The following is a 15,736-nucleotide window of genomic DNA, read 5'->3' as shown; positions in this document are numbered from 1 at the left end:
TAAAATGACTGAAACAAACAACAGAAAAAAACTCGCTAATGCAATCCGCGCGCTAAGCATGGATGGTGTTCAACAAGCTAACTCAGGTCACCCAGGTGCACCAATGGGTATGGCAGATATCGCTGAAGTTCTTTGGCGTTCTCACCTAAATCACAACCCGTCAAACCCAGAGTGGGCTGACCGCGACCGTTTCGTACTGTCAAACGGCCACGGCTCAATGCTGATTTACTCTCTGCTTCACCTAAGCGGTTACGAGCTATCAATTGACGATCTTAAAAACTTCCGTCAACTGCACTCAAAAACACCAGGTCACCCAGAGTACGGCTACGCACCAGGTATCGAGACGACGACTGGTCCTCTAGGTCAAGGCATCACTAACGCGGTTGGTATGGCGATTGCTGAGAAATCTCTTGCAGCGCAATTCAACAAAGAAGGTCACGATATCGTTGACCACTTCACTTATGTATTCATGGGTGATGGCTGTCTGATGGAAGGTATCTCTCACGAAGCATGTTCTCTAGCAGGTACGCTAGGTCTAGGTAAGCTGATTGCTTTCTGGGATGACAACGGTATTTCTATCGATGGTGAAGTGGAAGGTTGGTTCTCTGACGATACACCTAAGCGCTTCGAAGCATACGGCTGGCACGTAATTCCTGCAGTAGACGGTCACGATGCTGACGCGATCAATGCAGCGATTGAAGCGGCAAAAGCGGATCCACGTCCAACACTTATCTGTACTAAAACCATCATCGGTTTTGGTTCACCAAACAAAGCGGGCTCTCACGACTGTCACGGTGCACCACTAGGTCACGACGAAATTGCAGCAGCACGTGAATTCCTAGGTTGGGAACACGGTCCATTCGAAATCCCTACTGATATTAAAGCGCAGTGGGATGCAAACGAAGCGGGTAGCGCAAAAGAAGCAGCTTGGAACGAGAAGCTAGCGGCTTATGAAGCGGCTTACCCAGAACTAGCAGCTGAGTTTAAGCGTCGTGTGAACGGTGAGCTTCCAGCTCAGTGGGAACAAGAAGCAAGCAAGATCATTGCTGATCTTCAAGCTAACCCAGCAAACATTGCATCTCGTAAAGCGTCTCAAAATGCTCTAGAAGCGTTCGGTAAGATGCTTCCAGAATTCATGGGCGGCTCTGCTGACCTAGCGCCATCAAACCTGACCATGTGGTCTGGTTCTCAGTCGCTAACGGCTGACGATGCGTCTGGTAACTACATCCACTACGGTGTGCGTGAATTCGGTATGACAGCGATCATCAACGGTATCGCTCTGCACGGTGGTTTCGTACCATACGGTGCAACCTTCCTAATGTTCATGGAATACGCTTGTAACGCAATGCGCATGGCAGCACTGATGAAAGTGCAAAACATCCAGGTTTACACTCACGACTCTATCGGTCTGGGTGAAGATGGCCCGACGCACCAACCGGTTGAGCAAATCGCATCACTGCGCGTGACGCCAAACATGAGCACATGGCGTCCATGTGACCAGGTTGAGTCTGCAGTGGCTTGGAAATACGCAATTGAGCGTAAAGACGGCCCTACATCGCTTATCTTCTCTCGTCAAAACCTAACACAGCAAGATCGTGACGCTGAGCAGCTAGCAAACGTTGCTAAAGGTGGTTACATCCTGAAAGATTGCGAAGGCACGCCTGAGCTAATCCTTATTGCGACAGGTTCTGAAGTTGAGCTAGCAACAAATGCTTACGCTGAGCTAACGGCTGAAGGTAAGAAGGTACGTGTAGTGTCTCTTCCTTCTACTGACGTATTTGATGCGCAAGATGAAGCATACCGTGAAGCGGTTCTTCCTGCGGCAGTGACTAAGCGTATTGCTGTTGAAGCAGGTATTGCGGATTACTGGTTCAAGTATGTTGGCTTCGGTGGCAAGATTATCGGCATGACAACATTCGGTGAATCTGCGCCAGCGGGTGAGCTGTTTAAGATGTTTGGCTTCACAACTGAAAACGTTGTAGCGACTGCGAAATCGCTACTGGCGTAAGTGCTTTTGTACGGTATAAGAAGTGAGATGTTTCTCTTATGCCGTACAACCTGCCTCAAGAATCGACAGTCATCCCTCTCATTAACACTCTTATGAATGTGATTTTTTGAGCCACATTTACCTTCATAGTGTTAATATTATTTAACTGCTCGTGTATGCCTAGAATGATCAGTTTCTAAATAATATTATCTTTCGATGGAAATATCTTATCTCTTGCCTAATTAAAAGCAATATATCAGAAAATAACAGCGAATAATTTACCCACGATTCACATTAATCTTTTGAGAAAGTATGTTATCTAGACATTACTCATTATAAATGGACAATAACGGATATTTTGTTGTGTGTAATAAGTCGTAGAGCACTGCAGGAAATTAGAAATAATGTTCGAAACAACACGAATAAGATTGATGCTTCATATGGCAGATGTCTACATTAACGGCCCTTTGAGGCATAAAGGTGCTAAAAATATCCATAAACAACTCACCCGAAGCCAAGAGCAAGCTCTAGACTGCTTGTTCAAGCGATGGTCTCCAAGTCCTCTTCATGTATGGAACTTAGTCGATCCACACCATACATTTGACCCTGAAGAAATCAAAGTTATTGAGCAAGTAGTCACTATTATCGGCGCTGATTCATTCCAAGCAGATATAGATAAAGTAAAACAATTTCTATGATAATAGAATGATTTATAGGTGCTGTTTGACATTAATATAATGTGATAAAAACGTTACCTATCTATCAAATTTCCTTAATGTGAATAAGAATTATCTTTTTGTGTTACATCTTTGCGTAAAAAATACTTTTGAATCAAACGGAGTTAATTCTCCAGTTTAATCACAATAAAAAGATGCAGGCACAACATGTTAACTATTAATAAAACGAAAATAGCACTACTAATTAGTACGGGCATACTTGGCTCTACTATTGTTCAGTCATCCTATGCAGCTAACGTTCCAGCCGGAACTAAACTAGCAAAAAAACAAGAATTTGTACGAGGTAACGGTACCGAAGTGGCAACCATTGACCCTCAAAAGTCAGAAGGCGTTCCCGAGTCAAACGTCATTCGTGATTTGTTGGAAGGTCTGGTGACACAGGATGCCAATGGTGAAACCATTCCAGGTGTGGCCGAATCTTGGGATACTCCTGACAATAAGACCTTCACCTTCCACCTCCGTCACAATGCTAAATGGTCCAATGGCGATCCTGTGACCGCGGGAGATTTCGTCTACAGTTTTCGCCGAGCAGTGGATCCGAAAACTGCGTCACCTTACGCTTGGTATCTTTCCTCAACCAAGATGAAAAACGCACAAGATATTATTGAAGGTAAGAAAGATATATCTGAATTAGGTGTTGAGGCCGTTGACGACTACACACTGAAAGTCACATTGGATACCGAAGTACCTTATTTCGTTAAGATGTTGGCTCACACCACTATGATGCCTGTACATAAAGCGACAATTGAAAAATGGGGCGAGAAGTGGACCAAACCGGAGCACTTTGTTGGTAATGGCGCATACCTTCCGGAAAAGTGGGTGGTGAATGAGCGATTAGAGCTGAAGCGAAATCCTAATTACTGGGATAATGAACACACAGTGATCAACAAAGTCACTTTCTTGCCTATTGAGGATCAAGTCGCTGAAATGAACCGTTTCCTGTCGGGTGAAATTCAGATGACTAACGAAGTGCCAAACGAGCATTTCCATCGCCTTCAAAAAGAGTATCCGCAGGATGTCGCCATCAAGGGCAACTTATGCAGCTATTACTATCAGTTCAACGCAATGAAAGCACCGTTTAACGATGTAAGAGTCCGCAAAGCACTGTCTTATGCTATTGACCGTGACATTATCACTAAAGCCATTTTAGGGCAGGGACAGAAACCCGCTTACTTCCTAACGCCAGAAATCACCGCGGGATTTTCGCCACAATTGCCGGAATACGGCAAGCTAACGCAAAAACAAAGAGATGAGAAAGCGCGGGCGTTGCTGGCAGAGGCTGGTTACGATAAAGACCACCCGCTAGATTTCAGCCTGCTGTATAACACGTCGGGAAATCACAAGAAAATTGCGGTAGCTATTTCGTCGATGTGGAAGAAAAAACTTGGGGTTAATGTTCACCTGGAGAACCAAGAATGGAAGTCTTACCTAGCGAGTAGGGACCAAGGCAACTTTGACGTCACGCGTGCTGCGTGGTGTGGAGACTACAACGAAGCATCGACCTTCTTAACTTTGATGATGAGCGATAACGTCAATGGTGGTGTTCATTATAAGAGTCCAGCTTATGATGCCATTATCGACAAAGCCCTCAACTCAAAATCCGAGTCTGAGCGCACTCAGCTCTACTATGACGCAGAGGCACAACTGTCGAAAGACATGCCTTTAGCTCCAATCTATCAATACGTGACGACACGTCTCGTTTCACCTCAACTTGGCGGTTATCCCGAAGGGAACGCGGAAGACAAGATCTACGCAAAAGACCTTTACATCAAAGCTAAGTAATCATTGTTAAAAAGTCAGCAAGGACTCTGTATGTGATCGTACATGCAGTGTCCTTCTGTTATTCATAATTTCAAACTGGACACGTTTATGATTAAGTTCATCATGAAGCGGATATTGGAAGCAATACCAACCTTATTGGTGTTGATCACCGTATCTTTTTTTCTGATGCGTTTTGCACCGGGTAACCCTTTTTCAAGTGAACGCCCACTTCCCCCTGAAGTCATGGCAAATATTGAAGCTAAATATGGCCTAGACAAGCCAGTATTTGAGCAGTACACGACCTACCTATCTAATGTCCTCCATGGAGATTTTGGTCCCTCATTCAAGTATCAAGATTACACGGTTAACGAATTGATCGCTGTGGCACTGCCGGTATCGGCGAAAGTGGGGTTAGTCGCGTTTATCTTTACCCTCATTATGGGAGTCACAGTCGGTACGATTGCCGCCTTAAAGCAAAATACCTGGGTTGATTACACCATTATGTCGACCGCGATGTTAGGTGTCGTGATGCCATCCTTCGTGTTAGCTCCGGCACTGATTTACTTGTTCTCATTGCACTGGCACCTGTTTCCAGCAGGGGGGTGGCACGACGGTGGTCTGAAGTACATTGTACTACCCGTTATCGGGATGTCGCTTTTGTATGTGGCGACCTTCGCTCGTATTACTAGAGGCAGCATGATAGAAACGCTCAACAGTAATTTCATTCGTACAGCGCGAGCCAAAGGGCTGAGTTATTCCTACATCGTTCTTAAGCATGCGTTAAAGCCTGCTTTACTGCCTGTAGTGTCGTATATGGGGCCTGCTTTTGTCGGCATTATTACTGGCTCCGTTGTTATCGAAACTATTTTTGGCTTACCGGGTATCGGCAAGCTGTTTGTTAACGCGGCTTTTAACCGAGACTATTCGTTAGTGATGGGAGTGACCATTCTGATTGGTTTCCTCTTCATTCTATTCAACGCCATCGTGGATATTTTGCTTGCGATGATCGACCCGAAAATTCGTTACTGAGGAAGTGAGTGATGCTAACGAAAAAAGAAAACTTGGAAGCTGTCGAGAAGTTTTCAGAAAGTTTAGAAATTGAAGGTCGAAGCTTGTGGCAAGACGCGCGAATTCGTTTTATGCGCAACAAAGCTGCGATGGTGAGTTTGTTGATTCTGTTTGTAATGACCATGGCAGTGATTTTCCTTCCTATGGTTGCAAGTTACACCTTTGATGATACGGATTGGTATGCCATGCACGCTGCACCAAGTGCAGATCACTGGTTTGGGACGGATAGCTTAGGACGAGATCTCTATGTGCGAACGCTAATCGGTGGACGTATTTCATTGATGGTTGGTGTGCTCGGTGCTCTGGTTGCTGTGCTTATTGGGACCTTGTATGGGGCGACCTCTGGATTTATCGGAGGCAGAGTGGACCGCGTGATGATGCGTGTGCTTGAAATTCTCTATGCAGTGCCATTTATGTTTCTGGTGATCGTGTTAGTAACCTTCTTTGGTCGCAACATCGTGCTGATTTTCGTCGCTATCGGCGCAATTGCCTGGTTGGACATGGCCCGAATAGTACGTGGTCAAACGTTAAGTCTTCGTAGTAAAGAGTTTATCGAGGCAGCTCATGTCAGTGGTGTGAGCAACTGGCGAATCATTACACGCCATATTGTGCCGAATGTATTGGGTATTGTTGCGGTTTATTCGACACTACTTATTCCGAGCATGATTTTAACCGAGTCGTTCCTATCGTTCCTTGGATTAGGCGTGCAAGAGCCAATGACAAGTTGGGGCGCGCTGCTGCAGGAAGGGTCTCAGACAATGGAAGTGGCTATTTGGCAACTGGCTTTCCCTGCTATTTTCATGGTGGTCACACTATTTTGCTTTAACTACGTTGGCGATGGTCTTCGTGACGCGCTGGATCCAAAAGACAGATAGTCGTGACTAAGGAAAAATAATGAGTTTATTAGATGTAAAAGATCTGCGAGTTGAGTTTAAGACGCAGGATGGCTTAGTGACGGCAGTGAATGACCTCAACTTCGCGTTAAACCAAGGTGAAACGTTGGGGATCGTCGGCGAGTCTGGTTCCGGTAAGTCACAAACTGTTTTCTCAATTATGGGTTTACTGGCAAAGAATGGCATTGTCTCCGGTAGTGCTAAATTTGAAGGTCGTGAAATTCTTAATCTGTCTGAAAAAGAACTGAATAAAGTTCGTGCAGAACAGATTGCAATGATCTTCCAAGACCCAATGACTTCTCTCAATCCATACATGAAGGTCAGTGACCAATTGATGGAAGTCCTGATGCTGCACAAAGGGATGGGTAAAGCGGAGGCACTTGAAGAATCTGTGCGCATGCTAGAGGCGGTGAAGATTCCTGAAGCCCGTAAGCGTATCTCGATGTACCCTCATGAATTTTCAGGAGGTATGCGCCAACGCGTGATGATCGCCATGGCTCTTTTGTGTCGCCCTAAGCTGTTGATCGCTGATGAACCCACCACTGCGTTGGACGTAACGGTTCAGGCGCAGATCATGGACCTATTGAATGAGCTGAAAACTGAGTTCAATACGGCGATCATTATGATTACCCATGATTTGGGTGTAGTCGCTGGTTCCTGCGACAAGGTATTGGTTATGTATGCAGGCCGTACCATGGAGTATGGAACTGTGGATGATATTTTCTATAACCCAAGTCATCCTTATGCAGAGGGTCTGCTCAAGGCTATTCCTCGATTGGACACGGAAGGGGAGATACTCCCTACTATTCCCGGCAATCCACCTAACTTGCTTCGCTTACCACCGGGCTGTCCTTATCAAGAACGTTGCCATCGTGCTATTCCACAGTGCAGCGTTACGGCGCCGGCGTTAGAGAACTTTGCCGATAATCGCCAGCGAGCCTGCTTCTCTGATTGGGAGACTTGGACCAAATGAATGCTATGAAAGATAACAAAAACCTGCTGTTAGATGTAAAACAGCTCAAAGTACACTTCAGTATTGCTTCGAAATCCGCATGGCCTTGGAGTAAGGCTTCTCAGTTGAAAGCGGTCGATGGAGTCAATGTCCGTCTTTATGAAGGAGAAACGCTCGGAGTAGTAGGTGAGTCAGGTTGCGGTAAATCCACATTCGCACGAGCGATAATTGGTTTAGTTGAAGCTACCGATGGTGAGGTGGTCTGGCTTGGGAATGACCTTACTAAAATGCATTCTGTGCAGCGTAGGGAGACGCGCAAGGAAATCCAGATGATTTTCCAAGATCCGCTGGCATCTCTCAATCCTCGCATGACAGTAGGCGATATCATTGCTGAACCGCTAGAGACATTTTATCCAGAGCTTGGCAAACAAGAAGTGAAGCAACGCGTTAAAGAAATGATGGCGAAAGTCGGTTTATTACCTAATGTGATTAACCGCTACCCCCATGAGTTTTCTGGTGGCCAGTGTCAGCGTATCGGTATTGCCCGAGCACTGATTCTGCGTCCCAAGATGATCATCTGCGATGAGCCAGTATCAGCATTGGATGTATCGATTCAAGCACAGGTAGTGAATTTATTGAAAGCACTACAAAAGGAACTAGGACTGAGTTTGGTCTTTATTGCTCACGATCTGTCGGTAGTCAAACACATATCAGACCGAGTGTTGGTGATGTATTTAGGAAACGCGGTAGAGTTGGGAGAGTCAGAGGCGTTGTTTGCTGAGCCAAAGCACCCTTATACTCGAGCTTTGATGTCAGCGGTACCAATACCAGATCCTCACATTGAGCGCTCGAAAACCATCGAGATGTTGGAAGGGGATTTGCCTTCTCCAATCAATCCACCTTCAGGTTGTGTGTTCCGTACTCGCTGCCCACTAGCCAATGAAACCTGCGCCAAGGAAAAGCCGATACTAACTGGTGACGAAGAGCACTCGGTATCTTGCCTGTTAGCATAATAAAACGGCGGCAGTGACTCTGCCGCCTTTATGCACGTTTTTATCGTCTCCATACGTAACTTAAACTCAGTCTTATCAACCAGTTCTGCCACCATGGTTCCAATAGTGAGGGAGGATGTAACTCGGTGATTCTGCACTGTACTGGTGTTATATCAATGTTATGATGACGCTTTGTGCCAGCGCCGGAGTTACTATGTCTAAACCACTCAACCAATGTATTGTGCCTATGTATCCAACGATACTAGCTCTGGATGTGGAAGGTTTAGAGCCGGGTGAGCATAAATTTTGGTTTGCGGTCGCCACCGACGCCATAGGTCATCCCCAGACGTTGCCCGTTCGTGTGTTCAAGGGCTCTCGCCCTGGAAAACGAATTATGATTACCGCTGGTATCCATGGTGATGAGCAAAACGGGATCCTAACGGCTCAGCAGTTGGCTAGAGAGCTGATTGGTAAAACGAATGCTGGTACGGTCACCATTGTGCCGACAGTGAACCTGTCTGGGATCGCGCGCCACAGTCGTGATTACCACTCCGCTGCTCCGGATAGTTCCACCTCGAATTTGAATCGTGTTTTTCCCGGCAGCCCAGACGGCGATGATGCGAATCGTTTTGCGCACAGCCTTTGGACCAACCTTCTTCAGCCCAACGCCGATCTGGCCATTGATCTGCATTCCCAAACTTCGGGCTCGGCGTATCCACTGTATGTGTTTGCCGATTATCGACTTGATGACGCCATTCGAATGGCGCGTCTGCTGAACCCCGATGTGATTTTAAACGACTCAGGAGACCCAGGCATTCTTGAAACTGTGTATAACCGAGCAGACATTCCCTCAATTACGATTGAAGTTGGCGTCGGGCGCTATTCTGACCTAGACATGGTGCAACGTGCGGTAGATGGGGTGCTGAACATTCTGCGCTCGTATCAGTTAATTGATGGTGAAGTGGTGCCGCAAACTCTACCTTGTACAGAGGGCGAGCAAATTGTCAGTATTCGAGCGAATCAAGGTGGGTTTGTGATCAGCCATGTTGAGTTGCTAGATAAGATATCCGAGGGTCAAAAAATAGCGACGCAATACAACAGTTTTGGTGATGTTATCGAAGAGTACTTGTCACCTTCAGACGGCGTGGTGATCAGTCACAATGTAGAGTCGGTAAGAGCTCCAGGTTCACTGTTGGTCAGGTTAATAAAGTAGCAGACAAATGTAGTCAATACTCAAGTGAATGTGTATGACTGCATTTGTTCGATAATGACACTTATTGGCAATATGTTTGATGCAACTTCTTAGCGAGTTTAATACTGCTCAATCCGAACCCTCCTAATAGTGCACCACTAGATATAACGACAATATTGCCTTCGTTATCAGCGTTTGTGGACTTTAGGAGAGGTAGAGCATTCAGAATTTTCTCTTTACTACCGTACATATCCCAAGCTCGTTGGCTGACCAGAATATAATCGGGTTGTAACGCAAACATAGCTTCGGCATTCATCGCTTTATAGCCTTGAATTAAATCGGATGCAGGATTGCTAGCGCCGGATAAAGAAATAACGCTATCAATTGCTGTGTTCTTACCACCAACGCGAATGTTACTTGAACGGTCAAGCATAAAAAACACAACATTGGGCTTTTGTTGACAGATAGAGTCATTCATCGTTTGAACATCTTGTTCAACCGCTGTAGCGAGCAAATTCGCTTTCTCTTCGTTTTGAGTGATGGAGCCAATCTGATGGATTCGATCAATTAGCCCTTTAACACTTTGTTCAGAAGAGACGATGTTAACGTTCACACCGGATTGCTTTACTTTGTCTATTACAGAAGGCGGCCCCATTTCATTCGTGCCAATTAGCTGAGTTGGTTCTTGAGCAAGCAAGCCCTCGGCAGACAGGCGGACATGTATTCCTACTTGGGAAATGTTTGCCCCTTCAATAAAAGAGCGGCTGGTATAGTCAGCGGCTACCAATTGCTCTTGTGCTTCAAGAGCGTAAATAATCTCTGTAACACCATAACCCGCACTAATTATTCGATTTTGTGCGAGGGAGAAAGGTGAAATAAATAGTGTAAGCATTGCAAAAACTAAGCTTAAATTTTTCGTGTGAGTTTGAACTTGAGATGAAGCTGTCGTCATGGTTTTTCCCACTTAGCATTGTTAGGAGCAAGCCGAAGAAATGATCTCGCTTGCTCCCGATATCATGAAGGCTAGAACTCGTATTTAGCGTTAACACCAAAGTTGATGCCTGGTTGAGTGTAACGATCCACACCTTGTGAACTCGCAGTTTTTCCTTGCAGATTGCTGTATTGCCAATACTTTTGATCTAGTAGGTTGAATACACCGCCCCTAACAACAAAGCTCTTTGTTGGCCTAACATAGGCGGTAATATCAACTAATGCGTAGCCCGGTGCTTTTAGGTTGTCAGGATCGCTCCAATCATCACCTTGTTTTGCCGCTACGGCAGTGACATTAGTTGCCCAACCGTAGAAGCCATCAGCTTTATCGAAACCGAAACCTACCACGCCTGTTAACGGTGCAACACTGTTAAGTGCAACGTCTTTTTCAAGGTCGTTCCCCTTTGACCAAGCGGCGCTATACCTTAGATAGGAGCCACGTGGTAAAGAAGCAAATTCGTCTAGATAGAACATACCAGACAGCTCTACGCCATAGATTTGCGCTCTTGAAATGTTTTCTCTTGTGGTGACACCGCCCATGTAACCGGGTTTATCGGTAGTTTTAGTGTCAATAAAGTCGTTGTAATAGTTGTAGTAACTAGAGAATTCCCACATATAACTCGCCGTGTTTTGACGTAATCCAATCTCGAATGTGTCACTGGTCTCGGGTCTAAGATCTGGATTCGCTTCTACTTTTGCCATAGGGGCGCGATCGAAACTGTAGTATAACTCCTCTGGAGTAGGGGCTTTAAAGCCTCGAGCGTATTTGGCGAAGGTACTTAGTGACTGATTTAGTCGGTACAATGCGCCTAGTTGCCCTGTAAAGGCGCTACTGTCGTGGTTGTTAAATTCACCGATCTTATTGTCAATATCCTTCGCGCCTTCCTCAGGGCGATATTGGAACATATCGTACCGAACACCTGCATTAAGAAGCAGTTTGTCATTCATTAATGACATTTGATCGTTAGCAAATAAACCAGCTTTGAACACATCGGTATGTGGAGGCATTTCTACCACACCACTTTGATTATCTCCGTTGGACTGATAGGTATTAGTTTCTAGTTCAAAATCACTGTCTACAATGGTGAAACCATAGGTAAAGTTATGGTCGGTTTCGCCAATTGTAGAGGCTTTATCGAATTGAACATCGAGTTGAAGAGATGCATCTCTGGCATTACGTTCTCTTCGACGATCAAAGTTGTCGGCCGGGAAGTAAATATTAGTTTGATGATCTAACGTATTGAATTTGCTTTCAGATGCTTGCCAATTCAGCTTCCACTTTAACGCATCAAATGCGACATTGTTGGCATACCACTGATGTTCCATACCTAGGCGAAGCCTATTTTGGTTGTCTTCGAAATGATAGTTGGAATACTCGTAAGGGTAAGGAGGAACAACGCCATCAAGTGAATAATTTCTCCCGTCGCTTTCCATTGAATACCATTCACCTATTAAGGTAAATTCATGGTCGGAGTTGGGTTGAAAAGCCAGTTTACCAAGCACGTTATTTGAAAGGTAAGACATCGGGTCCGCCTGACCCCGACTAGGCCCAGTCACGTCGAGCCCGCTGCTATGAGTCTGTCTTTCATTCCCCTCACGACGGGTGTAAATGAGCATACCTTGGACATTACTAGCCAGCTCTTTAGCTAAGTTAATCGTTGTTTTATAACTATTATCTCGAGACATGAAACCTGCATCGACACTAGCATGGCCTGATTCGCCTTTTAGCAGGTCGTCGGCTGTTTTTGTTCGCATTAGAACGCTACCGCCTAACGCTCCACTACCATAAAGCGTCGATGACGAACCTTTGTTTATCTCTATCGCGGTTAATGTATCTGGCTCTAACCCACCTTGACCTTTGCTCATTACGCTCATTACGCCACCACCTAAGCCCGAGCTATACGGCGTTGGTTGTTCCACTCCATCGACAAGAACTTTTACCCGACTGCCTTCCATGCCGCGGATATTGAAGTCAGCGAAGCCAAACCTGGGGTCACTATTCATACTTACGCCGGGAATATAGCGAAGGCTATCTTCAATACTATTTGACAGCTGTTTTTCCATTTCATCAGAAGTGATTACACTGACGCTACCCGCAACGTCTTGAAGCCGTTGCTCATTGCGAGAGGCGACAACAACCATAGTTTCATTCGTTGATGACGAGCGCTCAGTTTCTTGAGCGACTGCATTGTAGGTAATAAAAGAGGGCAGAATAAATACGCAAGGTGCGTATCTAGCTAGCTTAAAAGACATGTGTGATTCCCTATGACAACAGCAAGAAGTGAGTGTGATTAAACTAAATGGTAATCATTATCATTTGCGGTGTATTATGGAGAGTTCTATTTATAAAATACTGATCTGGATCAAATGATAATCATTATCATTTATGTTGAGTTTTTAAGAGTGAGATATAGAAGACGTCAATGGCTGAGAGAGCAGCTTAACACTCCATCGTAGTTGCATTCACATAGCAAATAGTAACTATGTATGAAAATCGCTAGATTGGATGGCAGGGGTAATCCACTAGCTATACTGATACGCTCAATTGTGTTAACGGTGATTTTATTGGAAGCGTGTACGCATAAGAAAAGTCCAGACACAAAAACTCCCCTTTGGTAGGGGAGTTTTGTTTAGAAGTCATCGAACAGATCTTAGAAGTGTTAGCTCAACAGAATGGACGTTTCTAATAGATGATGAGCATTATCTAGCAATTGTGGATAGCTATGCATAATCTGTTTGAATTTATCGTCGATAGAGTCTTTAACGATTAGCGAACTGAACATTTCAACCGCTTGGTCTGGATTGCTACTTAGCGTGTGCTTTAGTGAACCCAAGTTGATGTGATTAGCGTGTTCAACTCTCGTTAATGCTGTGTCGACCATTTCGAATGTTATTGAGTTTATTTTGTTTGTCATCGGTAAGGTCAAGGGGTTATTCCAGTGCCTCTTGATGATACTAGAAATAAAAGTGGTGCTGTTATGATTAAGATCATGTCTTGTTGCGAATTAAACTTGTTAACGTAATAAGTTCTACGTGAGAGTGTACTATAAGTGTAAATAAGATTTATTTTCACTCGCATTGCTGTTAGTGTTTGTGGGTCTGTTTAAGAAATTGAATCTGAAATGAAAGCAAAGAAAGCACTTAAGAAACTAAAGAAGAAGTCTGTAAAGGCGATTCGTAGTCGATCTTTAGAACAACTTCAGTTGCTTAAATTTGAAACTAAAGCACGCGACATTAAGAAAGTTGAATCAAAACCGGGTTGGTCTTCTGAGATAAAAGATGTTGCCAACGATGCTGCGATAAGTGCCTTGTCGGAACTTGCTGCACCTCTCTCGCCAGTGCTTTCATGGTTAAACGGTGGAAGGCAGGGGAATTGGTCTTCAACTGGTAAGTTAACAGCAGCGAATGCCAGAGTGAGCTCTAAGCCATCCTCTAACAAACCTAATATCAGTTCGATTGCTTCACTTCCGTTAAAGTCACCACCTTGCAAGCGATGCCCTGCATTGAGCAACGGAATATGCAAGTGTGCTGCCAAGCGGTTTAAGTTGACCGCTTAAATCGTTTGTCAGCGTCGTATTTCTACTACGCTAGATTCATGATGACTCGGCTAACAGATGGACCGACTAATCGAGACAGTGCTACACCTGTCATCCCTTTCACAAATGTTTTTGTTCCTGAAACCATCGCTTTTTCAATGAAAGATGGTTTATCGCTACTCTTTGTCCAACCATGTGATTCGACGATTTCTAACAAGGACTCACAATCTAGTTCTTTCGGATCAAAACAGATAGCCACAGACCCCGCATGTTTCTGGTGTTTGAGTTGATAGATTGCGTCGATATCTGATAACTGCTTAATGAGTTCTTCAACTTGCTTGGGGTGATCTTTAATAAAATCAGATCTTACTCTAAGTCTCTGATTTGTCTTGTGAATGTAAGTGTTCATAGAAGCGTCAACCTAAATGATAACTATTGGCATTAGCAACAATACCACTGAATTTGACGCAGAGCAAAGTGTTCGTAAAAAGTCGGTTCAATAATGTAAAAATTCACGTTTTTTTAATAGGGTTACCCTATACTCGCAACCATGAAGCAATATGTAGAAAAGGCCTTAAAACTACGTAAGTGGGTAAAGGTTGGCCACCATATCCCAGGGCGTGTGCGGCTCAAATATAAATTGGGAATAGTTGCACATATAGCGAACTTTAGAAGTGATGATATTGAACAGGCTATCGCCTCAATCTCTGCTTTCAAGAACTACAAGCTGAATTCAGCGACTGGCAGTATCGTTATCGAATATGATGCCACACAGATAGAACCTAAGTGGGTTGATATGTTATTTGCGGGCTCTGAGCAAGATGCCGAGCGAGCTTGTTACGCGATTGCCGAACGTCTTAATTTGAATGGAGAATCTGAATGACTGACTCATCCAGTTCGAATAACCCTTATGAGGCTTATTTCCGAGCCATGATGGATATGCAGATGGAAATGGCGAAGTCATATGCGGCAATGCAACAAAATGGTGAGTTGCCGCCAATGATGCCTCCATTTATGCCTCCTCATGGAGCGAATCCTTTTATGCATCCACATATGGCTCCTCATTTTTACAATGGGATGCCACCACCACCTCCACATTGGGGATATGGAACACCTCCTCCACAACCACATCAAATGCACAATGCACCTCCTCAGCCTGAACAAAGTCCGAATTCAGCTTCTGATCCATTGTTTGAACAAGCTCAATCAATGCTAGAAGGCGCATTAGGTGAAGATGCGGGTATGTTTAACGAAATATTAGGAACTTTTGGTATGAGCGATAAAGAATTTTGGAAAGGTGCAGTAGTTGGTGCAGCAGCAGCGCTTCTGCTTAGTAACGAAAATGTCCGTGGCAAACTAATGGGCCTTGTGTCTGGAGCTGGTGACATGATTAAAACCGGTGGTAGCTCAGTGAAAGACGCTGCAGTTACTACGGCTTCGTCTGTGAAAGATAATGTCTCTACTGGTAGTGAAATTTTCCGAGATACCGTTGCTGCAGGTAAGCAGGGATATCAAGAATCGGTAGAGAAACATCGTGCTGAACCTGCTATCAAAGAAGTCGCTGCAAGTACGCCAGAGCCTTCTGAAGATAGCCAATCTGCAGAGCCCGTAATCAAAGAACAGTAGTT

General features: G+C 44.7%; 15 protein-coding genes. 10 read left to right on the top strand and 5 right to left on the bottom strand.

Going from position 1 to position 15,736, the window contains the following annotated elements:
• Positions 1-4: 4 nt before the first annotated feature.
• The 8 genes from tkt (at position 5) to MMA19_RS09080 (ending at position 9,603) form a co-directional block, all read left to right on the top strand.
• Positions 5-2,008 (top strand): transketolase, encoded by a 2,004-nt coding sequence (gene tkt / locus MMA19_RS09115; RefSeq protein ID WP_240206046.1) that lies wholly within the window; start codon positions 5-7, stop codon positions 2,006-2,008.
• A gap of 383 nt (positions 2,009-2,391) precedes the next feature.
• The gene (locus MMA19_RS09110; RefSeq protein WP_006071813.1) at positions 2,392-2,685 is read left to right on the top strand and encodes a hypothetical protein; all 294 of its coding nucleotides are present in this window, start codon (positions 2,392-2,394) and stop codon (positions 2,683-2,685) included.
• 186 nt (positions 2,686-2,871) lie between these two features.
• On the top strand, positions 2,872-4,506 hold the full coding sequence (locus MMA19_RS09105; protein ID WP_107307273.1) for an ABC transporter substrate-binding protein: 1,635 nt from the start codon (positions 2,872-2,874) through the stop codon (positions 4,504-4,506).
• An 87-nt stretch (positions 4,507-4,593) separates the two neighbouring features.
• A complete protein-coding gene (gene oppB, locus MMA19_RS09100) occupies positions 4,594-5,514 on the top strand; it encodes an oligopeptide ABC transporter permease OppB (protein ID WP_031495785.1) in 921 nt (306 codons plus the stop codon).
• Between the two features lie 11 nt (positions 5,515-5,525).
• The gene (gene oppC, locus MMA19_RS09095; protein ID WP_062457513.1) at positions 5,526-6,428 is read left to right on the top strand and encodes an oligopeptide ABC transporter permease OppC; all 903 of its coding nucleotides are present in this window, start codon (positions 5,526-5,528) and stop codon (positions 6,426-6,428) included.
• 19 nt (positions 6,429-6,447) lie between these two features.
• Positions 6,448-7,419 (top strand): ABC transporter ATP-binding protein, encoded by a 972-nt coding sequence (locus MMA19_RS09090; RefSeq protein WP_006071807.1) that lies wholly within the window; start codon positions 6,448-6,450, stop codon positions 7,417-7,419.
• Between the two features lie 5 nt (positions 7,420-7,424).
• Positions 7,425-8,411, top strand: coding sequence for a murein tripeptide/oligopeptide ABC transporter ATP binding protein OppF (gene oppF, locus MMA19_RS09085; protein ID WP_276574105.1), 987 nt, complete (start codon positions 7,425-7,427; stop codon positions 8,409-8,411).
• Positions 8,412-8,604: 193 nt separating this feature from the next.
• Positions 8,605-9,603, top strand: a complete 999-nt coding sequence (locus MMA19_RS09080; RefSeq protein ID WP_240206044.1) for a succinylglutamate desuccinylase/aspartoacylase family protein — start codon at positions 8,605-8,607, stop codon at positions 9,601-9,603.
• A 61-nt stretch (positions 9,604-9,664) separates the two neighbouring features.
• On the opposite strand, the gene MMA19_RS09075 is transcribed toward MMA19_RS09080, so the two are convergent.
• The 5 genes from MMA19_RS09075 to MMA19_RS09055 all read right to left on the bottom strand — a co-directional run bounded on the left by MMA19_RS09075 (position 9,665) and on the right by MMA19_RS09055 (position 14,517).
• Positions 9,665-10,534 carry an ABC transporter substrate-binding protein gene (locus MMA19_RS09075; protein WP_240206043.1) on the bottom strand — a complete coding sequence of 290 codons (870 nt, stop codon included), beginning with the start codon at positions 10,532-10,534 and terminating at the stop codon, positions 9,665-9,667.
• Between the two features lie 71 nt (positions 10,535-10,605).
• Positions 10,606-12,825 carry a TonB-dependent hemoglobin/transferrin/lactoferrin family receptor gene (locus MMA19_RS09070; RefSeq protein ID WP_240206042.1) on the bottom strand — a complete coding sequence of 740 codons (2,220 nt, stop codon included), beginning with the start codon at positions 12,823-12,825 and terminating at the stop codon, positions 10,606-10,608.
• Between the two features lie 407 nt (positions 12,826-13,232).
• Entirely contained in the window at positions 13,233-13,487 is a 255-nt protein-coding gene (locus MMA19_RS09065) for a hypothetical protein (protein WP_171390887.1), read from the bottom strand.
• A 284-nt stretch (positions 13,488-13,771) separates the two neighbouring features.
• Positions 13,772-14,095, bottom strand: a complete 324-nt coding sequence (locus MMA19_RS09060; protein ID WP_240206041.1) for a hypothetical protein — start codon at positions 14,093-14,095, stop codon at positions 13,772-13,774.
• Positions 14,096-14,154: 59 nt separating this feature from the next.
• The gene (locus MMA19_RS09055) at positions 14,155-14,517 is read right to left on the bottom strand and encodes an HMA2 domain-containing protein (protein WP_171390889.1); all 363 of its coding nucleotides are present in this window, start codon (positions 14,515-14,517) and stop codon (positions 14,155-14,157) included.
• 141 nt (positions 14,518-14,658) lie between these two features.
• Between MMA19_RS09055 and MMA19_RS09050 the strand changes: the two genes are divergently transcribed.
• Both MMA19_RS09050 and MMA19_RS09045 read left to right on the top strand, forming a co-directional pair.
• Complete coding sequence (locus MMA19_RS09050; RefSeq protein WP_171390890.1) at positions 14,659-14,991, top strand: HMA2 domain-containing protein; 333 nt, start codon at positions 14,659-14,661, stop codon at positions 14,989-14,991.
• Entirely contained in the window at positions 14,988-15,734 is a 747-nt protein-coding gene (locus tag MMA19_RS09045) for a YtxH domain-containing protein (protein ID WP_240206040.1), read from the top strand. The genes MMA19_RS09050 and MMA19_RS09045 overlap by 4 nt, the downstream gene beginning before the upstream one ends.
• The last annotated feature ends 2 nt before the right edge of the window (positions 15,735-15,736 follow it).

Source organism: Vibrio sp. CyArs1 (assembly GCF_022432925.1).
Lineage (GTDB): Bacteria > Pseudomonadota > Gammaproteobacteria > Enterobacterales > Vibrionaceae > Vibrio > Vibrio mediterranei.
Note: the sequence above shows the minus strand (reverse complement) of the source record. Positions and strands in the feature narration are given on the sequence as shown.

Excerpts from the sequence above, each read along its gene's own strand:
- MMA19_RS09070 (WP_240206042.1), bottom strand. The coding sequence starts at position 12,825 with ATGTCTTTTAAGCTAGCTAGATACGCACCTTGCGTATTTATTCTGCCC.
- MMA19_RS09090 (WP_006071807.1), top strand. The coding sequence starts at position 6,448 with ATGAGTTTATTAGATGTAAAAGATCTGCGAGTTGAGTTTAAGACGCAG.
- oppF (WP_276574105.1), top strand. The coding sequence starts at position 7,425 with ATGAAAGATAACAAAAACCTGCTGTTAGATGTAAAACAGCTCAAAGTA.
- oppB (WP_031495785.1), top strand. The coding sequence starts at position 4,594 with ATGATTAAGTTCATCATGAAGCGGATATTGGAAGCAATACCAACCTTA.
- MMA19_RS09105 (WP_107307273.1), top strand. The coding sequence starts at position 2,872 with ATGTTAACTATTAATAAAACGAAAATAGCACTACTAATTAGTACGGGC.
- MMA19_RS09055 (WP_171390889.1), bottom strand. The coding sequence starts at position 14,517 with ATGAACACTTACATTCACAAGACAAATCAGAGACTTAGAGTAAGATCT.
- oppC (WP_062457513.1), top strand. The coding sequence starts at position 5,526 with ATGCTAACGAAAAAAGAAAACTTGGAAGCTGTCGAGAAGTTTTCAGAA.
- tkt (WP_240206046.1), top strand. The coding sequence starts at position 5 with ATGACTGAAACAAACAACAGAAAAAAACTCGCTAATGCAATCCGCGCG.
- MMA19_RS09065 (WP_171390887.1), bottom strand. The coding sequence starts at position 13,487 with ATGACAAACAAAATAAACTCAATAACATTCGAAATGGTCGACACAGCA.
- MMA19_RS09075 (WP_240206043.1), bottom strand. The coding sequence starts at position 10,534 with ATGACGACAGCTTCATCTCAAGTTCAAACTCACACGAAAAATTTAAGC.
- MMA19_RS09045 (WP_240206040.1), top strand. The coding sequence starts at position 14,988 with ATGACTGACTCATCCAGTTCGAATAACCCTTATGAGGCTTATTTCCGA.
- MMA19_RS09110 (WP_006071813.1), top strand. The coding sequence starts at position 2,392 with ATGTTCGAAACAACACGAATAAGATTGATGCTTCATATGGCAGATGTC.
- MMA19_RS09080 (WP_240206044.1), top strand. The coding sequence starts at position 8,605 with ATGTCTAAACCACTCAACCAATGTATTGTGCCTATGTATCCAACGATA.
- MMA19_RS09050 (WP_171390890.1), top strand. The coding sequence starts at position 14,659 with ATGAAGCAATATGTAGAAAAGGCCTTAAAACTACGTAAGTGGGTAAAG.